The organism is Kitasatospora sp. NPDC089913 (assembly GCF_044748625.1).
Classification (GTDB): Bacteria; Actinomycetota; Actinomycetes; order Streptomycetales; family Streptomycetaceae; genus Kitasatospora.
This window is the reverse complement of sequence record NZ_JBIVGI010000013.1, coordinates 211,454-226,692: the sequence shown is the minus strand read 5'-3', so window position 1 is coordinate 226,692 and position 15,239 is coordinate 211,454. Positions and strand designations below refer to the sequence as shown.

Sequence of the window (15,239 nt, the reverse complement as noted above, 5' to 3'; positions counted from 1 at the left end):
CATTCGAGGGGGAAACGTGCCAGATGAGCGGCTTGACGCGGAGTGGGTCCGGTCCTGGCAGGAGCAGGCCGATGCGGCACTGGCGAAACTTGTGCAGTCGTTCCTCCCGACCCACGGCTTCCCGCCCGGTCACAACACCGTGATGCCCGCGACCGACAAGAGCCACCAGGCGGCGAGCGCACTCGGGGACCTGACGCCGATCCCTTCCGACCTGACCACGCTCTACCGGGTGATCAGCGAGGCATCCCTACCCGATGTCGACAGCGGGTACTTCATCCACGCACCAGAGACGGTGGCAGGACACTTCCGCGAGTACGGACCTGCGGCGATCGACGGCGAAAGGATCGCGCTGGTATTCGCCAGCGACGGCGGGGGCCACCTGTTCGCGATCGGCGCCAGCGGACAGATCTGGAAGTCCACCACAGCCTCCTGGTCCGACGACTTCGACATCGCGGCGGCCGGCTTGCAGGAGTTCCTCGAACAGCTCGGCAACCGGATCGCGAACCAGCCCTGACCATGGGCCGGCGCGCAAACTGGCGCCACCCGTCACCAGGCCGTCGAACGCGACCACGACCCGCAGCCCGCCGAGCCAAGTCTCCGGGTCCGGGCCGGGTCCCAGCCGGGCAGGGCCGTGGCCCTCAGGACGCCAGGGCCCGCGCACACTCGGCGAGAGCCACCTGCAGCAGCCGGCCACGGCCCGCGAGCGCGCTGCCGGGCAGTGGCAGGCCGCCTTTGATGGGGATCGTTGAATTTGGCTCTGACCGGAGTTCCGTGAAGTCTTGATCATGTGCAGTGGATGTTCGACAGGGGGATCTGTCAGCGAGGACGTGCAGAATGCGGCCATGAGTTACGACCTGGCTGTGTGGGAAGGCAAGCGTCCTGACAGCGACGCTGCGGCACGTGTGGTGTTCACGGATCTCTACGGTGAGTTCATGGGCGGTCGGGGTGTCGAGCCGACAGTGCGTATCAGGCAGTACGTCGAGGCGCTGGTGGCACGGTGGCCTGACTTGAGCCCGGACGACGAGGACGAGGACGCGAGCCCCTGGTCGGATGGGCCGCTGATCAGGAACGCGAGCGGCCCGCTGTTCTACTTCGGGATGGTGTTCAGCAAGTACCAGGAGGCCGCCCCGTATGCCGTCGATGTCGCGCGGTCCTCAGGTCTCCTCTGCTTCGATCCGCAGGGCGGACGCCTGCTGACCTGACCCACGTCCGCCTTGGCGTTCACGACCGCGTGAGGATCCGGATGCGGAGGAGTCGGAACGAGGCGCGGCCGTACATGGCTCTTTTGAGCGTTTTGATCCGGTTTACGTTACCTTCGACCTTGCCTGAACTCCATTCGAGGGTGAGGCCGGCGGTGACCGCGGCGAGGTCCTGACGGAGGAAGCCGGCGAACGAGCGCACCGGCGCGGGAGCATCCTGCTCGGCCTGGCGGATCCACTCCAGCAGCATGCTGCCACGCCGGTCGACCAGCAGGTCGCGGAAGCATCGGGCCAGGTCGTAGGCCCGGGCGATGTCCGGACAGGCGATCCGGACGTCGAGCAGCTTGTCCACTTCCTGGTCCGAGAGCTTCTCGCGAGAGCGCATGATCCACGAGGTGATGCGGCGCGGGCTGGGGATGTCGGCGCGGACCGGTTCGGCCGTCCCTTCTCGGAGCTTGGCGAGATGGCGGCGCACGACCTGGATGCTGCCGGTGTAGCCGAGCTCCCGGATCTCGTGGAACAGCCGGGTGCCGCTGGTGTATCCGGCGGTGAACCGGCTGTTCAGGTAGGGCTTGAACGGTTCCAGGAGCCTCGCCTTGTGGATGCCGAAGTCCTTCGCGGAGGCGAGGAGTTCGTCCAGCGGCGTGGTTTTGAAGCGGCGCACGGTCTTGCGGTCCAGGTCGAGGTGGCGGGCGATGGCGCTGATCGTCCACTTCCGCTCCAGTAGCCGGTGGACGTCCGCGTAGCGGTCACGGGTGCGTTCGACGATCGGCGTGCGAGGTAGTTCCGGGACCGGCAGGTCGATCACCGGAGATTCGGGCGCCGGACCCTCCTGTTCGACGTGTTTGCGCAGGCAGGAGCGGTGCTGGTGACAGGTCTTCTCGACCGCGGCCGACAGGTTCTGGAGCAGATGCCACCTGTCCGCCACCTCGATCGCGTCGGGAGCCGCTTCCTTGATCGCCCGGGTGTAGGCGGTGGCGCGGTCGCGGCAGATGATCTCCGCGCCGGGGTGTTCGCGCAGCCAGGCGGCGAAGGTCTCGGAGGTGCGGTCCGGGAGCACGTCCACGACGCGGCCGGTCTCGACATCGACGAGGACGGTCCCGTAGGTGCGGCCCTTGCGGAAGGCGAACTCGTCGACGCCGAGCACCCGCGGCGCCCGCTCGGGCACTTCGGGAGCTTCCAGCAGCCCGAGCAGGCGGGTCCGGCCCGCGGCGATGCTGAGCTTGCGGCACAGCCGCTCGCCGGCCCGGCCGCCCACCTCGCTGGCGACGGCCCGCAGCCACTGCTTCAGCCCGATGCTGGATCGGACGTGGCGCTCGCTCAGCCCGGGGACCTGCTCGACGAAGGTCGCCCGCCGGCACCGGGTGCGGTCACAGAAGAAGCGCCGCACCCGAAGGCGTATCGCCAACTTCCTTCCGGCAAGCGGTCGTTCGGCGATCGTCCGCCAGTAGGTGGAGTGCCTTCGCTTCCCTGAGCTTCCGCAGCCTGGGCAACGGGCCGGTGGGCCGCACGCGGCCACCTCCACCAGCACGGCGTCTGGGCCGTCGGTCAGCCGCTCCAGTTCAACGTCGACTCCGAGGAACAGCACATCTTCGATCGAGTGGAGGACCACGCGCAGGTCATCCCGCAGGGAAACGATCCTGCATGCATGCTGCCGACCTGGGATTTCACGGAGCTCCGGTCAGAGCCTTGAATTTGGCTCTGACCGGATCTGCGTGAACGGCCGGGTCAGAGCTGACAGCTGGTCGTGCTGAGGCGATCCCGTGCCGAAGGGGTCGGTATCTTCCAGGCATAGGTGAGGGCAAGCGCGACACACCTGGCGTCCCGTCGGCCGTAGCCCGTCGACGTGCGGATTTCGCTGATCGCCCCTTCCCAGTCTCGTTGCTGGAGGAGCGTACGAGCGCGCTCCTGAGCTGAGCGTGGCACCGGCAGCTTCAAGGCCCGGACGATGTCGGGATCCCAGTGCCGCCTTCGCGCATACCAGGACCGAAGCCGCGGCCTGATCGACCATGTCACTGTGCCTCCCAGGACTGTAGGGCTTGTATCAGTAGTTCTTGGTGAGGATACGGATCCGCAAGAGGCGGAACGAGGCGCGGCCGTACATGGCCCTCTTGATTGTTTTGACGCGGTTGACGTTGCCTTCGACGATTCCGGAGCTCCAATGGAGGGTGAGGCCGGCGGTGACGGCGTCGAGATCCTGACAGAGGAAGCTGGCGAAAAAGCGCATCGGTGCCGGGCTGTTCTGCTCGGCCTGGCGGATCCACTCCACCAGGAAGTTGCCGCGGAGCTTGCTGACGAGGTCGTGGAAGGTGCGGGCGAGGTCGCAGGCTCGGGCGGTGTCCGGGCAGGCGAGGCGGACGTTCAGCAGCCATTCTTCCTCGTCGTCGGTCAGGGTGTCGCGGGGGCGCATGATCCAGGAGATGGTCCTGCGTGGGTTCGGGATGTCGGCCCGGACCGGCTCCGCGGTTCCCGTCCGCAGGGCGGCGAGGTGCTTGCGGACGGCCTGGACGCTGCCGCGGTAGCCGCGTTCGCGGATCTTCTGGAACAGGCGGGTGCCGCTGGTGCACCCGGCGGTGAAGCGGCTGTTCAGGTAGGGCTTGAACGGCTCCAGGAGGCCGGGCGGGCGGCGCTCGCGGGCGGACCCGAGCAGCAGGTCGAGGTCGGTGGTCTTGAATTTGCGGCCGGTCTTGCGGTCCAGGCCCAGGTGGCGGGCGATGGCGCTGATCGTCCAGCCCTGGCCGAGCAGCCGGTGGACGTCCTCGTAGCGGTGTCGGGTCCGCTCCACCATTCGCGTCCGGGGCAGCTCGGGTGGTGGCAGGTCGATCACCGGCGGGGGCGGCGGGTCGTCCTCGTCGGCGCGTTTACGCAGGCAGGCACGGTGCTGGTGGCAGGTCTTCTCCACTGCAGCGGACAGGTTCTGCAGCAGGTGCCACCTGTCAGCGACTTCCTGCGCGTCGGGTGCGGCCTGCTTGATCGCCTTGGTGTAGGCGCTGGCCCGGTCCCGGCAGATGATCTCCGCGCCGGGGTGGTCGGTGAGCCAGGCGGCAAACGTCTCCGAGGTGCGGTCGGGCAGCACATCGACGACCCGCCCGGTCTCGACGACGACCAGGACGGTCCCGTAGCGACGGCCGCGGCGGAAGGCGAATTCGTCGATGCCGAGCACCCGCGGCGCCTGGTCGGGGACCGGCGGGTCCTCCAGCAGCTCGAGCAGGCGGGTGCGGCCCGCCGCCAGGTGCAGCCTGCGGCACAAACGCTCGCCGGCCCGCCCGCCCAGCTCGACGGCGACCGAGCGCAACCACTCCTTCAACCCCAGGCTGGACCTGCGGTGACGCTCGCTCAGTCCCTCGACCTGCTCGACGAACGTCTGCTGTCGGTATCGCCCCCGGTCGCAGAAGAACCGGCGAACCCGCAGACGGACCACCAACTGCTGTCCACCGAGCGGCCGTTCGGCAAGACGCCGCCGATACGTCGAGTACACCCGACGACCGCGGCTGCCGCACGCCGGGCAGCAGTCCGGCCGCCCGCACGCCACCGCGTCGACGAACAGCACCCCCGCGATGACACTCACCCCTTCCAACCGCACACCGATCCCGGGAAACAGCACATCCTCGATCGCGTAGACCCCCATGATCGAGAACTGCCCCGAGTGAACGTTCCTGCATTCACGCCGTGACCTGGGGTCTCACGAAGATCCGGTCAGAGCCAACTTTCGAAGATCCCCTTCACCTTCGCCCGACTCACCGACGCATCCCCGAAGGGGCCCGCACGCGACGACGTCCTCACCCTCGCCGCCGCCGACCCGGCCGTCGCCGAGCACGGCAGCGCGGCCTCCCTGGTCGACCTGCGCCGCGCTGCCCGGGAGCACCTCGGCATCGACGTCACCCACGACCGGGCGCACGCCGCACTCACCACCCGCACCGAGGACTCCCCCGGCGCCGGCATCGACTTCCTGCTCCACACCGCGACCTGACCCGGCACACCCACAACAGCCTCGGCCCGACCAGCCCCGCCCCCTGACCGCGCCCCGGAAGGACCCCTCGATGACCGCCACCCGCACCCGCGTGCTGACCACCGTCCTCGACACCGTCGACAACGTCGCCATCGCCGTTGCCGCGGCCGCCGCCGACCTCACCACCTACCGCTCCCTCGGCGCCCGCCCCACCGAGACCCGCGCCGCCCTCACCCAGGTCACCACCCAGCTCCGCCGGCCCCTGCTCGACCGCCCCCGCCTGGCCCCCGCCTCCTACTCCTACTCCTACGGCCTCCAGGCCGAGCCCGCCCCGGCACCCACCGCGGAGCAGCTCGCCAACCTCGCCGACTACACGGAGCTCCCCGCCGGCCCCCGGCGCAGTGCCATCGGATGCGCCGGGGGCCGGCACAGGGCATCCGGTCTCACCGAAATCCTCGCCCGCGAACTCCAAAACCACGGCCGCCGGGTCGAGGTCGAGCACCTTCACGTTCACCTGCCGCGCCTCCTGAACGCCTGGCCTCGGCGGCAGATCCAGTAGCTGTTGCGGGCCGGGTGCCTGCGTCGCTCGCCGGTCGGGCGAGTCACCACGACGTCGCCACCCTCATACGAGACCCGGTCACCTGCCGCGACGAACACCGGCTCGTCCAATCCGACGTGGAAGTCGGAGTGGAGCAGGAACTCGCTGAGCAACAGCATTCGCGGCACTGGGGTGATTCCGTCGAAGTTCACGCGCATGAGCCCGAGCATCCCAGGATCCGGTGCCGCCGCGACAGGCGTCCGGCCCTTCTCCACATACTCCTTAGTCCGGTAAAGCAGTGTGGCCGTCGGCCGTGAGACCTGCCAGCTTCTCCAGGACCTCGGCGCGCACGTCACCCTCACCCATCGGCACGTCGGCCGCGACGTCGTCGACCCCCCGCTCCCCGGCGCCGCGGACCCCACCGACCCGGCGGAGACGGCCCACATGCTCAACGAGCTGCGCCACCGCATCAACCGGTCCGGCTCCCTGATGCGCACCGGCTACGCCGCCGAAGCCATCGGCCATACCCGGGTCTGCTGGCACGACCCCCGCACCCGCCCCTCCCCCGGCGAACAGGACCACTGAACCCCGCCTGGGTGCTGGCGCTGCCCACCACCGCGTCCACCGCCCCCCGTGCCAGCCAGGCCGGGGCGGTGAACGCGGTGGTGCGCGGCGCCGGCCGCCCGGCCGACCACGACCCCGGAGGTATCCGTCGTGACCACCGCCCGCACCGCCCGCTTCGCCGCCGTCACCGCCGTGCACCCCGGCGCGGACATCGGCGACCACTGGGTTAACGCGGTGAAGGCCGTGTCCATCTTCCCCAGCGTCTCGCTTTCGAGCGGCAGCCGCTGGCAGTGGCCTGCCCGAGATTCCGCTCGGGTGTCTCGGTTGGTGGGCATCGCCGTAGCGCCTCGGAATGCACTCCAGGGGGTGACGGCATGACGCCCTCGATCGACCAGGTCGCCACCCTGGCGACACCAGGTCGCCACCCTGGCGACGTTCGGTGCGGCCTGGACCGTGCTGGCCATGGGCCACAACGTCGCGGACCATGTCTTCGGCCAGAGCGACCACCGGGCCGCGAACAAGGGGCCCCGACCGCCGAGGATGTCGCCGCTGGGGCGAGCCCGCGACGGGGCTGGGTGGCGTGCCTGGCCCACGTCGGCCAGTGCCACTTCGTCAGAACGACCACGCGGGGCCTACGTCCTGGCCGCGTTCTCGCGCCACCACGTGACATCCCTGTCCAGTTCGTCGAAGACGTCGCGTCGCCGTTCGATGTGGTTGATGAACTCAGCCGGCAGCCTGACTCCGTGGTCGAGAATGTAGTGGGAGAGTCCTTCCGGCCAGAGGTAGTAGCCATCGGTGAAGTCACGGGATCCGTTGGGGCGTGAACACAGCCGGCACCTCGATGAGCCCATCCACCGTCCGGCAACCTGCCCGTGATCCAGATAGTCCGCGACCGACAGCCGTTCCGCCTCATGCCACTCAGGATCGACAAGATCAGCAGGGTTCGGAAGCTCGCGGTTCTCCGGGGATCCCCAGAAACCAAGCAGCCTGACCGGACCTTCGGGATGTTCACGCAGCTCAGGCATGCCCAAAGAATTCCACGAGCACAGCCCCGCGTCACTGCAGTTTCCGTCACAACCAACCGAGGTCAACTTTCGGAGACCACACGGGGTCAGTTTTCAGGAGACGTTGACATGCTCGGCCGGGTCGAACCGGGTGAACTCCTTGCCCGAGCACTCCGAGAGAGCGATCGCGACGTCGAAGTCGAGCGCCTCCACGTCCATCTCCCTCGAGTGGTCAGATCCGTTGCTCCCACCAGCCAGGAGTGTCGGAGTCGCCGCCGTAGGTCACGGCGATCACGCGGGCGTCCACAGCCTTGACCACCGAAGCGAAGTCGCGGCGGGCCCTACGGGAGAGGGACTGGAGCACTCGTTCCAGTCCCCACCGGCCCTCGGGCGGGTCATAGTCGCAGCACGGACACCCGTAATAGCCGTAGTAGTACGTTCCAGCGGCAAGGCCGTGCCAGCGCCGACTGCACATCTCGGCAGCCTGCCGCTTCCACCAGGCGAGATCACGAGCAACTTCCCCCGGCTGTCCGCGGGTCCGTTCCAGACGCTGGATCTCCCCCAACGTCGCCGCGGACACCCCATCGATCACCGAGAAACTCTGGCGACCCCTGCGCGGGTGAGAACGGAGAGCGGCCCGCACCGCTGCCGCCGGCTTACGCGGCATAGCTCCAAGAGGGCTTCAACATGCGCGCAGGCTCTCACGGAAACACCCTGCCCCGCCACACCATTGCCGACCACCGTAGTCCGGGGAAGCGTCGGCTATCTGGCCGACCGGCTCCGCCAGCGCCTCGCCGTCCTCGGCCACGACGTGCACATGGTCCACCGCGGCATCGACAAGGCCGTCGTGGAACGCTGATCAAGTTCCGGGCGCTCACGTTGCCCACCACCACGCCCGCCGCCCCGCCAGCCAGGCCGGGACGGCGGGCACCGCGGTGCGCGGCGCGGCCGCCCGGCCGGCACCCACCGCACTCCCCTCGGAGGCACCCGTAACCGACACCCTGCGCACCCGCCTGGCCCACACCGACGGCATCGACGTGCTGGTGTGGGTGGACGCCACCGAGATCACCCAGATCATCTCGACCTACGCGCAGGCCGCGGCGAAGGCCGCTCTGCCCGGCGCGGACGGGCAGGACGCGGAGCGCGACGCCGCCGCGTTCCTGGACTGGCTGGCGGTCACCGACCGCTCCTGGCTGGTGGTCCTGGACGACCTCACCGACCTAGAGCACGCCGCCCCGTGGTGGCCCCGCCCGCCCGCCGGCACGAACGGGCGGGTGCTGGCCACCACCCGCCGCCGCGACGCCCTCGTCACCGGCAACGGCCGCACCCGCGTCGACATCGGCACCTACACCACCGACGAAGCCCTCGCCTACCTGCGCGAGCGCCTCGGCGAAGCCGGCGCCGGGCATCTCCTCGACGACCGCGCCGACGACCTGGCCGAGGCGCTGGGAGGGCTGCCGCTGGCCCTAGCCCACGCCGCCGCCTACATGATCAACGAGGACACCGACTGCACCACCTACCTCCGCCTGTTCACCGACCGCGCCTCCCGCCTGGATACGCTGCTGCCACCGGGCGCGGACACCGACGGATACGGCCGCCAGGTCACCACCACCCTCCTCCTGGCCCTCGACGCCGCCCAGCAACGCGAACCGGTCGGCCTCGCCGTCCCCGCGATCCGCCTCGCCGCCCACCTCGACCCCGCCGGCCACCCCCAACAGCTCTGGGCCACCGACACCGACACCCACTACCTCACCACCCACCGAACACCGACCCCGGGCACCCGCCCGGACCCGGAACCCGTCACCCCCGACCAGGCCCGTGCCACCCTGCGCCTGCTCCACCACTACGCCCTCATCACCCACACCACCCACGACACCCACCGCGCCGTCCGACTGCACGCCCTCACCGCACGCGCCGCCCGCGAAACCACGCCGCCCGCCCAACTCCCCGCCACCGTCCGCGCCGCCGCCGACGCCCTCGCCGCGACCTGGCCCGAACACGAGCACACCGCACGCGACCTGACCACCGTGCTGCGCGCCAACACCGACACCCTCACCACCCACGCCGACGACCTCCTCTGGCACCCCGGCAGCCACTCCGTCCTGTTCACCGCAGGTAACAGCCTGCTCCGCGCCGGCCTGCCCCACGCCGCTGTCACCTACTGGCAGCACTTCGCGGCCAACGCCGAGCGGCTGCTCGGCGAGGACCACCCCGACACCCTGACCACCCGTGCCAACCCCGCCACCTCTCACCGCCAGGCAGGACGCACCGGCGAGACCATTGACCTGTTGCGTTGCGTTGTGGAGGACCGGGACCGTGTTCTCGGTCCCTCGCACCCGGACACCATGATGTCCAGGGTGGGCCTGGCGCGTGTGCTGACCGAGCGGGGGCGTGGTCTGCTGCCCGGTGACACGGCGGGCGCGTGGCGGGATGCGGCCGAGGTGGTCCAGGCGGTCGGCCCGTACCTGTCGGGTGATCAGGCCGTGTACGGGCCCGTGCTCGCCCGCGCGTACGGGCTCGCCGCTGCGGTGCTGGACGCCGACGGGCAGCCGGAAGCCGCCGCCGACTTCCGGTCACGGGCTCTGCAGGTCGTGTCCACGCCGGCACCATTCAGTCCTGGAGACGATGCTGCGGACAGGAGCCGGCCATGACCCCACCTACTCGCCCCGTGACGCAGACCCGCCGGGAGGCAGCCACCGGTCGACAGTCTGTGCGGCGAGCACCGGCAGGCCTGACCGTCCCTTCCCGCAGGTACCCTGCTCGTAACCCCTCTCGGCCTCCGGCAGCAGGTTCCCGATGTTCCAGGGCATTGGTCCCGGGGCCGCCCGGTGAGCGCGAACGAGACCAGGGTGCGGGCCGAGAGCGCAGGCGGCGGGTTCCACCTCGCCGGTGTCGGCGAGCAGACCGCGATCCGGCCCGAACCGGCACAAGGACGGCGCAGTAGCAAACGGTCGAAGGACAGGACGACCGGGCGCTGAAGCTGCCAGGTCAGGACTGCGCTGACGGCGTCGCCCGGACCGCGAGGGCCCGTGGTACTCACGGAGCAGTTGCTCGGCGTCTGCGTACAGGTTCCGGTCGGCCGGCGGCAGGACGACGAAACCCTGCCCCGCGAGCGCACCCAGGCGGACGATGGCGTTGACGGCCTCGTCCTCCCGGAGAGGTCGGACCAAGGGTTCGCCGCAGAGTCGTCCTTCCCGCGAGTGCGGGGCCATCCGGTGTCGGCTCTGCTTCCGGAGGGGTGTGCACGCATCCTGTCCGTGCTCGCGGGAGGACTGTCGGATGGGTTCCCGCAGGCCCGTTGGCGTCTTCACCGCGTTGGGTGGTCAGGTACGGGCCACAGCAGCACGACGCCGCCGTCACCGACGGAGGCGAGGCGTCCGTCCTTGGAGAACGCCACCGACCGAATCTCACCGGTGTGGCCGGTGAGGGGTTGGCCGTGGGGTTGGCCGGTCCCAGGGTCCCAGAGCCGGACGGTGCCGTCTTACCCGGCGGTGGCGAGCAGCCGCCCGTCGAGCGCGAACGCCACCGATGAGACCCTTTTGGTGTGGGCTTTCAGACTGCGTCTGACCGTGTACACCGACGACGCGCTCCTACTTCCCGCCTGCGGTGAGCATTCTGGATTCTGCTCACCATGATGTGTCTTGCGGGCTAGGGTGCCGCCATGACCGAGCCCATCGCCGTCACCGCCCGCATCGGCCAGCGCGGCCGCCTCATCCTGCCCGCCCAGCTCCAACGCGCCGCCCGTATCACCGAAGGCGACACCGTCGCCCTCCGTACCGCTCCCAACGGCGCCATCACCATCGAGCCCCTGTGGGCCGTGCGCGAACAGCTCCGTAACACCTTCGCGCCACTGCTCGGCGACCACCTCCCGGCCGGCCCGGCCTTGATGCTCACCGGCGGCTACCCTCTCCCCGAGCCCGACGACACCGATCCACTGCCCGCCGAACTACGCCCTCTGCCCCGGGCCGTCCAGGGTGTGGGGGTCCTCGCGCTCGGCGACCAGCGGGCCGTGCTCACCGCCCGCGCCGTCCTCCACTGGATCGCCACCGGCCCCGACTCCAAAGTGAATGCCTGGCTCGACCGCGTGGTGCTGCCAGAGGCAGCTGTCAACGAGCTCGTCACCGTCCTCGCCCGCGCTGGCGCCCACGAACGCGCCGACCGCCTGCTCGCCGAACTCCCCCTCATCGGCGTCCGCCAGGTCTGCCCCGCCGAGCACCGCGCCGCCCTCGCCTCCGACACCGCCCGCGCCCTCGACCTCACCACCCGCGCGGCCGCCGCCGGGATCGACCTGACCATGGCGGACGCGCTGTGCGCAGCCACCGCCCACCGCCTCGCCATGCCCCTGCTCGCCGCCGACCTGGTCCCCGAGCGGGCGCCGTAGGCGGTGGCGGACCCGATCCGCTGTCGTACTCGGCGTCACCTCCGGTGGCGGTCGTAGCGCAGGAAGCCGACGCAGTCGTAGTCGCAGTCGTCGGGGATCCCGGGCAATCCCGTGAGCTCGATCAGGGAAACCACCACGCCCTGCGGACGGTGGACGTCACACGCCAGGAGGCCCATGCACGGGAGGTCGGGAGTGCAGTCCGCACTGCTGTGCGTGGTGCCGCTGCTGGTCGCCGTGGTCATGTGCGCCTCCCACGATGCCTGAACAACACCACGCACAACGACCCACCGGAGTGCCGACAACGCCCCGACCGGCCCGCAGGCGGTACGCAGCGCGCCGAAGTCGGCACCGCACCCCGCCGACCGGGACTTCCTTCCGCGCCTGCGGCCGAGCCGGGCGCGGTACTGGGGGCGCAGGCGGAGGCGGCCGGGTCCTGCGGGGACAAGGGGGGTGTCCTCGGAACCCGGCCGTGGGCCAGCAGCACCCGGGAGGCACGACGCGGCTGCTCCGGCCGGCGGCCCGGTGGTGCTGTGGTGGGGTCGCTGTGCCGGGAATGCTAGACCCCGACAGCCGACGTTGGAAGGCCGATCTTCCGGGGGCCCAGCGGCCGGGACCGACTGCGGGGGCGGTCGGGGTGCCGGGATGGTCTGGACGTCGTCAGGCCCAGGCGCGCGGTGCCGTCCTTCTCTCGTTGGCGAGCCGCGCTTCGCAGGTGTCGTATCCGATGCTCAGCCGGGTCGTCGACAGTGGACAGGCATACCAAGAGCGTCATCTGTGGGCAGGACCGGCTCATGCGAAGGCGGACAACGAAGCGGTGTTCCTCTCAAATGCCACGGGGCATCGGAGCTGAACACCGCCTCGTCATTGGCCATCAACCCGGGAGGAGTCGCCCAGGCCAGGTAGCAGCAGTTCCAAGGTCCCCCATCACCCGCAGGGTCTCCGTTTCAAGCTGCCAGCTACGGAGCTCAAGGTGAAAGGCGCCCTAGGCCCTCCGCAGAGAACCGATCGTGTAGGTTCCGGCAAGGTTTCCCTTGTTTCCGGCGGTGGTGCTGCCGATCCGGCTGCTGTAGTTGGCGTTGTGGAAGTACTCGTACTTGTCACCAGTGTGGTTGTACACCGACCGGGTGTTGGTTCCCCCAGCCATCCACGAACACTGCGGACGGGCGTTCGGTGCGTTCTCGCTCCACTGACACTTCTGACCGTTGCCGTTCTGCTCCGAGTAGAAGCAGATCCAACCGGCGCCGCAGGTTTCGTAGCCACTGATGGTGGTGTTGCTGGCCTGGGCCGCAGGAGAAAGCGCAAGTGCGCTGCCGAAGAGGCCAACGGTCATGGCCAGAGCGAACTTCGTACGGGAATTCACTGACCCTCCTTTGGAATGAAATGAACTCTTCCACCGACCCGTCCGATTCAGTTCGGGTCGTAACAGGCAGTTTCACCTGTACCATGGCGAGCGGTAACCCAGGAACAAGCCAGTCCGGATCGTCTGGAACATCACTGCGGCAGCCTGTTCCGGCTCATCTGTCAGTCACAGATCCGACCAGCGAAAACGGCCAAAACTGCTGCCCATCAAGCATTGCATCCGGAGCGTTCGAGGCGCAGAGCTATCGCTTTCGATAACAACCGGCGGGCCGCGAACTGTGGAATTGGAGGTTGATCATGGCCAGATCGGGACATCACGGGATCGGTTGACCGGTGCGCTGGCCAGCAGGCGATGATGTTGCCGAACACTGTCCCGAACGGCCTTCCGGTGCGCGCGGCCGTCGGCCTCAAGGGCCGCACCGCAGAGCTCACCGATCTGATCGCCGAACGCCTTGCCGACGCCCAGCGGGAAGTCGGCGGTGGATCATTCCCTGCCAAAATCATCAGCGGGATCGCCGCGTTCTGCTGGACGGTCGGTCAGAAGCTCCAGCTGTACAGGCCTGCGCCAGTGCTCACCGCGGACACCGGCCTGGTGGCCCAGCGATCGGCGAGTTCTTCCAGCTCCGTGGAGCCGGCGTCGGCCAGCGCCCAGGTCAACCGCTGTGGCAGAACGAACACCTCGACGCCGTCGTTCGATGGGGCGGTGACCCCTGCGGCCACCGCCCGTGGAACTGCTCAGGTGTCGGCACCTTCGCAGAGGGCTCCTGGAGGTACATGTCCCACTCGGCGATGGCACTGTCCGGTTCGATGAAGCGGCAGGTCACGGAATCAAATTCTGGACTCGGTCGCCGCCCCCGCATCGCGGTGACAGCCCCGTCGTCGGGTGCCAGGAAGAACACTGTGTCGTGAGCGACCGCAGCATGATGGCAAAGCAACGACAACGCTGCAGGTTGCGAAAGGTCCTCCCGCGCCCGCGGGGTCAGCCGTTGATCGAGTCGGGCGGGCTCTCGCCGGACGAGTCCTCCCCGTGCAGGCGGGGGTCAGCCGAAGAGGGGCTCTCCCAACGCGCTCTCGCTGTTGTCCTCCCCGCGCAGGCGGGGGCGGCCGATTCGGCTCCGGCGCCACGGTGCGGTCGTCACGGGGTGACGGACTTGCTGTCCGCTGTCACGCGACCGTGCTGGTCGCCGTGATTAACGGGTGGCGGTGAGACACCGCTCGTTGCGACCATGCGACGGTGAACGCACTTCTTCCCGACGGATGGACGATCGAGCGGGTCCGCTGCGCAGCGGATGATGCCAGGGCGGATGTGCTGTCGCTCGATCGACTCGTCGTCGTCGAGCGGCACGGCTGCACCGACTACGAGGTCCTCCGGCCCGATGTCGTCATTGGCTTCCACAGCTACAACATGGGCCTTGCCAGGGTCGGTGAGGACTGGTTCATGGGGCAGCTCGAGCCCGACGGCTCGGTCGTTTGCTGGGCTTCCTACGGCACTGACCTCGGCGAAGTCATTCGCGGGTTGTGAGCTGCCGGGCGGGCTCGATGATTCTCACAACGTGCTCCGGCGCTGAGGAGCGGGTCCGCTCAGCTGATCGCGCGCGGCACGTGTTCGAGGCCGAGTCTGCTCCTGGACGAGCCGACCGCCCGCGTGACCCATGCGGCCGCCGCGCCGCGGTCCGCAGCCATCGCGTGCAGCTCACGTGTCTTCTCCTGGGCATCTACCATCCAGGGCGCCACCGGCTCCGCTCGCAGGACCCGCTCGAAGTGACGGCGGGCCGTGCCCGGGTCCCCGAGCAGGGCGGACGCGATCCCGGCATCGAAGCCGTCCCAGAGGAATCCGCGGCGCACCGGCCTCGACGTGATGTCCCGGGCGGCGTCCGGAAATGACGGGAACCTCTCCCTCAACGCCGCCACGTTCGCGGCGGCCCGCCGGCCGAGGTCGAAGGCCAGCCGCGTGAACTGGTCCTCGGTACGGAACGGTTCGGGGCCGACCCGGACGGCGTCGACGTGGAAGGCCGGGTGGTCCACGTCGTGCCACAGCCACATCGCGCCGACGTGGAGACCGCTGCCGGCGGTCCGCGACGGGGTGAACTCCACCACCCCGAGCCACCACCCGTGATCGTCGGTCCACAGCCGCGACCGCCCCCGCCGGGTCAGGCCGAGGGGCTCCAGGTGCTCCCGCGCCGCCGAGGTGATGAGCCGGGAAGCCGGACTGCGATCTGCCATGACGGGCATTGTCGACCACCCC

At 69.5% G+C, this 15,239-nt stretch carries 18 protein-coding genes and 1 pseudogene; 9 read left to right on the top strand and 10 right to left on the bottom strand.

The window, feature by feature from the left end; translation table 11 throughout:
• Nucleotides 1-16 precede the first annotated feature (16 nt).
• Entirely contained in the window at nucleotides 17-514 is a 498-nt protein-coding gene (locus ACIPYS_RS21590) for a hypothetical protein (protein WP_400748231.1), read from the top strand.
• Between the two features lie 328 nt (nucleotides 515-842).
• The gene (locus tag ACIPYS_RS21585; protein ID WP_400748228.1) at nucleotides 843-1,202 is read left to right on the top strand and encodes a hypothetical protein; all 360 of its coding nucleotides are present in this window, start codon (nucleotides 843-845) and stop codon (nucleotides 1,200-1,202) included.
• Nucleotides 1,203-1,221: 19 nt separating this feature from the next.
• Here the strand turns inward: ACIPYS_RS21585 and ACIPYS_RS21580 are convergent, their stop codons facing one another.
• The 3 genes from ACIPYS_RS21580 to ACIPYS_RS21570 form a co-directional block, all read right to left on the bottom strand.
• On the bottom strand, nucleotides 1,222-2,811 hold the full coding sequence (locus ACIPYS_RS21580) for an ISL3 family transposase (RefSeq protein ID WP_400748225.1): 1,590 nt from the start codon (nucleotides 2,809-2,811) through the stop codon (nucleotides 1,222-1,224).
• Nucleotides 2,812-3,243: 432 nt separating this feature from the next.
• Nucleotides 3,244-4,827 (bottom strand): ISL3 family transposase, encoded by a 1,584-nt coding sequence (locus tag ACIPYS_RS21575; RefSeq protein WP_400748222.1) that lies wholly within the window; start codon nucleotides 4,825-4,827, stop codon nucleotides 3,244-3,246.
• A gap of 54 nt (nucleotides 4,828-4,881) precedes the next feature.
• Nucleotides 4,882-5,157 (bottom strand): hypothetical protein, encoded by a 276-nt coding sequence (locus ACIPYS_RS21570; RefSeq protein WP_400748219.1) that lies wholly within the window; start codon nucleotides 5,155-5,157, stop codon nucleotides 4,882-4,884.
• Between the two features lie 82 nt (nucleotides 5,158-5,239).
• Between ACIPYS_RS21570 and ACIPYS_RS21565 the strand changes: the two genes are divergently transcribed.
• The 3 genes from ACIPYS_RS21565 (at nucleotide 5,240) to ACIPYS_RS21555 (ending at nucleotide 6,628) form a co-directional block, all read left to right on the top strand.
• Nucleotides 5,240-5,707, top strand: a complete 468-nt coding sequence (locus ACIPYS_RS21565; protein ID WP_400748216.1) for a hypothetical protein — start codon at nucleotides 5,240-5,242, stop codon at nucleotides 5,705-5,707.
• Between the two features lie 279 nt (nucleotides 5,708-5,986).
• Complete coding sequence (locus ACIPYS_RS21560) at nucleotides 5,987-6,271, top strand: hypothetical protein (protein WP_400748213.1); 285 nt, start codon at nucleotides 5,987-5,989, stop codon at nucleotides 6,269-6,271.
• Between the two features lie 129 nt (nucleotides 6,272-6,400).
• Entirely contained in the window at nucleotides 6,401-6,628 is a 228-nt protein-coding gene (locus tag ACIPYS_RS21555; protein WP_400748210.1) for a hypothetical protein, read from the top strand.
• A gap of 254 nt (nucleotides 6,629-6,882) precedes the next feature.
• Here the strand turns inward: ACIPYS_RS21555 and ACIPYS_RS21550 are convergent, their stop codons facing one another.
• Nucleotides 6,883-7,275 (bottom strand): hypothetical protein, encoded by a 393-nt coding sequence (locus ACIPYS_RS21550; RefSeq protein WP_400748207.1) that lies wholly within the window; start codon nucleotides 7,273-7,275, stop codon nucleotides 6,883-6,885.
• A gap of 211 nt (nucleotides 7,276-7,486) precedes the next feature.
• Nucleotides 7,487-7,846 carry a hypothetical protein gene (locus ACIPYS_RS21545; protein WP_400748204.1) on the bottom strand — a complete coding sequence of 120 codons (360 nt, stop codon included), beginning with the start codon at nucleotides 7,844-7,846 and terminating at the stop codon, nucleotides 7,487-7,489.
• A 138-nt stretch (nucleotides 7,847-7,984) separates the two neighbouring features.
• On the opposite strand from ACIPYS_RS21545, the gene ACIPYS_RS21540 reads away from it, so the two are divergent.
• Complete coding sequence (locus tag ACIPYS_RS21540) at nucleotides 7,985-8,113, top strand: hypothetical protein (protein WP_400748202.1); 129 nt, start codon at nucleotides 7,985-7,987, stop codon at nucleotides 8,111-8,113.
• Between the two features lie 76 nt (nucleotides 8,114-8,189).
• Nucleotides 8,190-9,905: an NB-ARC domain-containing protein gene (locus ACIPYS_RS21535; RefSeq protein ID WP_400748200.1), complete on the top strand. Its 1,716-nt coding sequence runs from the start codon at nucleotides 8,190-8,192 to the stop codon at nucleotides 9,903-9,905.
• A gap of 656 nt (nucleotides 9,906-10,561) precedes the next feature.
• Here ACIPYS_RS21535 and ACIPYS_RS21530 read toward each other — a convergent pair.
• Nucleotides 10,562-10,669, bottom strand: a pseudogene (locus tag ACIPYS_RS21530) (hypothetical protein); the annotation flags it as partial.
• A 246-nt stretch (nucleotides 10,670-10,915) separates the two neighbouring features.
• Here ACIPYS_RS21530 and ACIPYS_RS21525 point away from each other — a divergent pair.
• A complete protein-coding gene (locus ACIPYS_RS21525) occupies nucleotides 10,916-11,635 on the top strand; it encodes an AbrB/MazE/SpoVT family DNA-binding domain-containing protein (RefSeq protein WP_400748198.1) in 720 nt (239 codons plus the stop codon).
• Nucleotides 11,636-11,670: 35 nt separating this feature from the next.
• Here the strand turns inward: ACIPYS_RS21525 and ACIPYS_RS21520 are convergent, their stop codons facing one another.
• From ACIPYS_RS21520 to ACIPYS_RS21510, 3 genes are all read right to left on the bottom strand, one after another.
• Nucleotides 11,671-11,877, bottom strand: coding sequence for a hypothetical protein (locus ACIPYS_RS21520; protein WP_093858182.1), 207 nt, complete (start codon nucleotides 11,875-11,877; stop codon nucleotides 11,671-11,673).
• 740 nt (nucleotides 11,878-12,617) lie between these two features.
• The gene (locus ACIPYS_RS21515) at nucleotides 12,618-12,995 is read right to left on the bottom strand and encodes a peptidase inhibitor family I36 protein (protein WP_400748193.1); all 378 of its coding nucleotides are present in this window, start codon (nucleotides 12,993-12,995) and stop codon (nucleotides 12,618-12,620) included.
• A 536-nt stretch (nucleotides 12,996-13,531) separates the two neighbouring features.
• A complete protein-coding gene (locus ACIPYS_RS21510) occupies nucleotides 13,532-13,672 on the bottom strand; it encodes a hypothetical protein (protein WP_400748190.1) in 141 nt (46 codons plus the stop codon).
• A 556-nt stretch (nucleotides 13,673-14,228) separates the two neighbouring features.
• Here ACIPYS_RS21510 and ACIPYS_RS21505 point away from each other — a divergent pair.
• Nucleotides 14,229-14,516 carry a hypothetical protein gene (locus ACIPYS_RS21505; RefSeq protein ID WP_400748186.1) on the top strand — a complete coding sequence of 96 codons (288 nt, stop codon included), beginning with the start codon at nucleotides 14,229-14,231 and terminating at the stop codon, nucleotides 14,514-14,516.
• Between the two features lie 59 nt (nucleotides 14,517-14,575).
• On the opposite strand, the gene ACIPYS_RS21500 is transcribed toward ACIPYS_RS21505, so the two are convergent.
• On the bottom strand, nucleotides 14,576-15,217 hold the full coding sequence (locus ACIPYS_RS21500) for a hypothetical protein (protein ID WP_400748183.1): 642 nt from the start codon (nucleotides 15,215-15,217) through the stop codon (nucleotides 14,576-14,578).
• Between the last annotated feature and the right edge of the window lie 22 nt (nucleotides 15,218-15,239).

What these genes read in the sequence shown, in the direction of transcription:
- ACIPYS_RS21500 (WP_400748183.1), bottom strand. Translation starts at nt 15,217, where the DNA reads ATGGCAGATCGCAGTCCGGCTTCCCGGCTCATCACCTCGGCGGCGCGG.
- ACIPYS_RS21550 (WP_400748207.1), bottom strand. Translation starts at nt 7,275, where the DNA reads ATGCCTGAGCTGCGTGAACATCCCGAAGGTCCGGTCAGGCTGCTTGGT.
- ACIPYS_RS21575 (WP_400748222.1), bottom strand. Translation starts at nt 4,827, where the DNA reads ATGGGGGTCTACGCGATCGAGGATGTGCTGTTTCCCGGGATCGGTGTG.
- ACIPYS_RS21525 (WP_400748198.1), top strand. Translation starts at nt 10,916, where the DNA reads ATGACCGAGCCCATCGCCGTCACCGCCCGCATCGGCCAGCGCGGCCGC.
- ACIPYS_RS21585 (WP_400748228.1), top strand. Translation starts at nt 843, where the DNA reads ATGAGTTACGACCTGGCTGTGTGGGAAGGCAAGCGTCCTGACAGCGAC.
- ACIPYS_RS21565 (WP_400748216.1), top strand. Translation starts at nt 5,240, where the DNA reads ATGACCGCCACCCGCACCCGCGTGCTGACCACCGTCCTCGACACCGTC.
- ACIPYS_RS21520 (WP_093858182.1), bottom strand. Translation starts at nt 11,877, where the DNA reads ATGACCACGGCGACCAGCAGCGGCACCACGCACAGCAGTGCGGACTGC.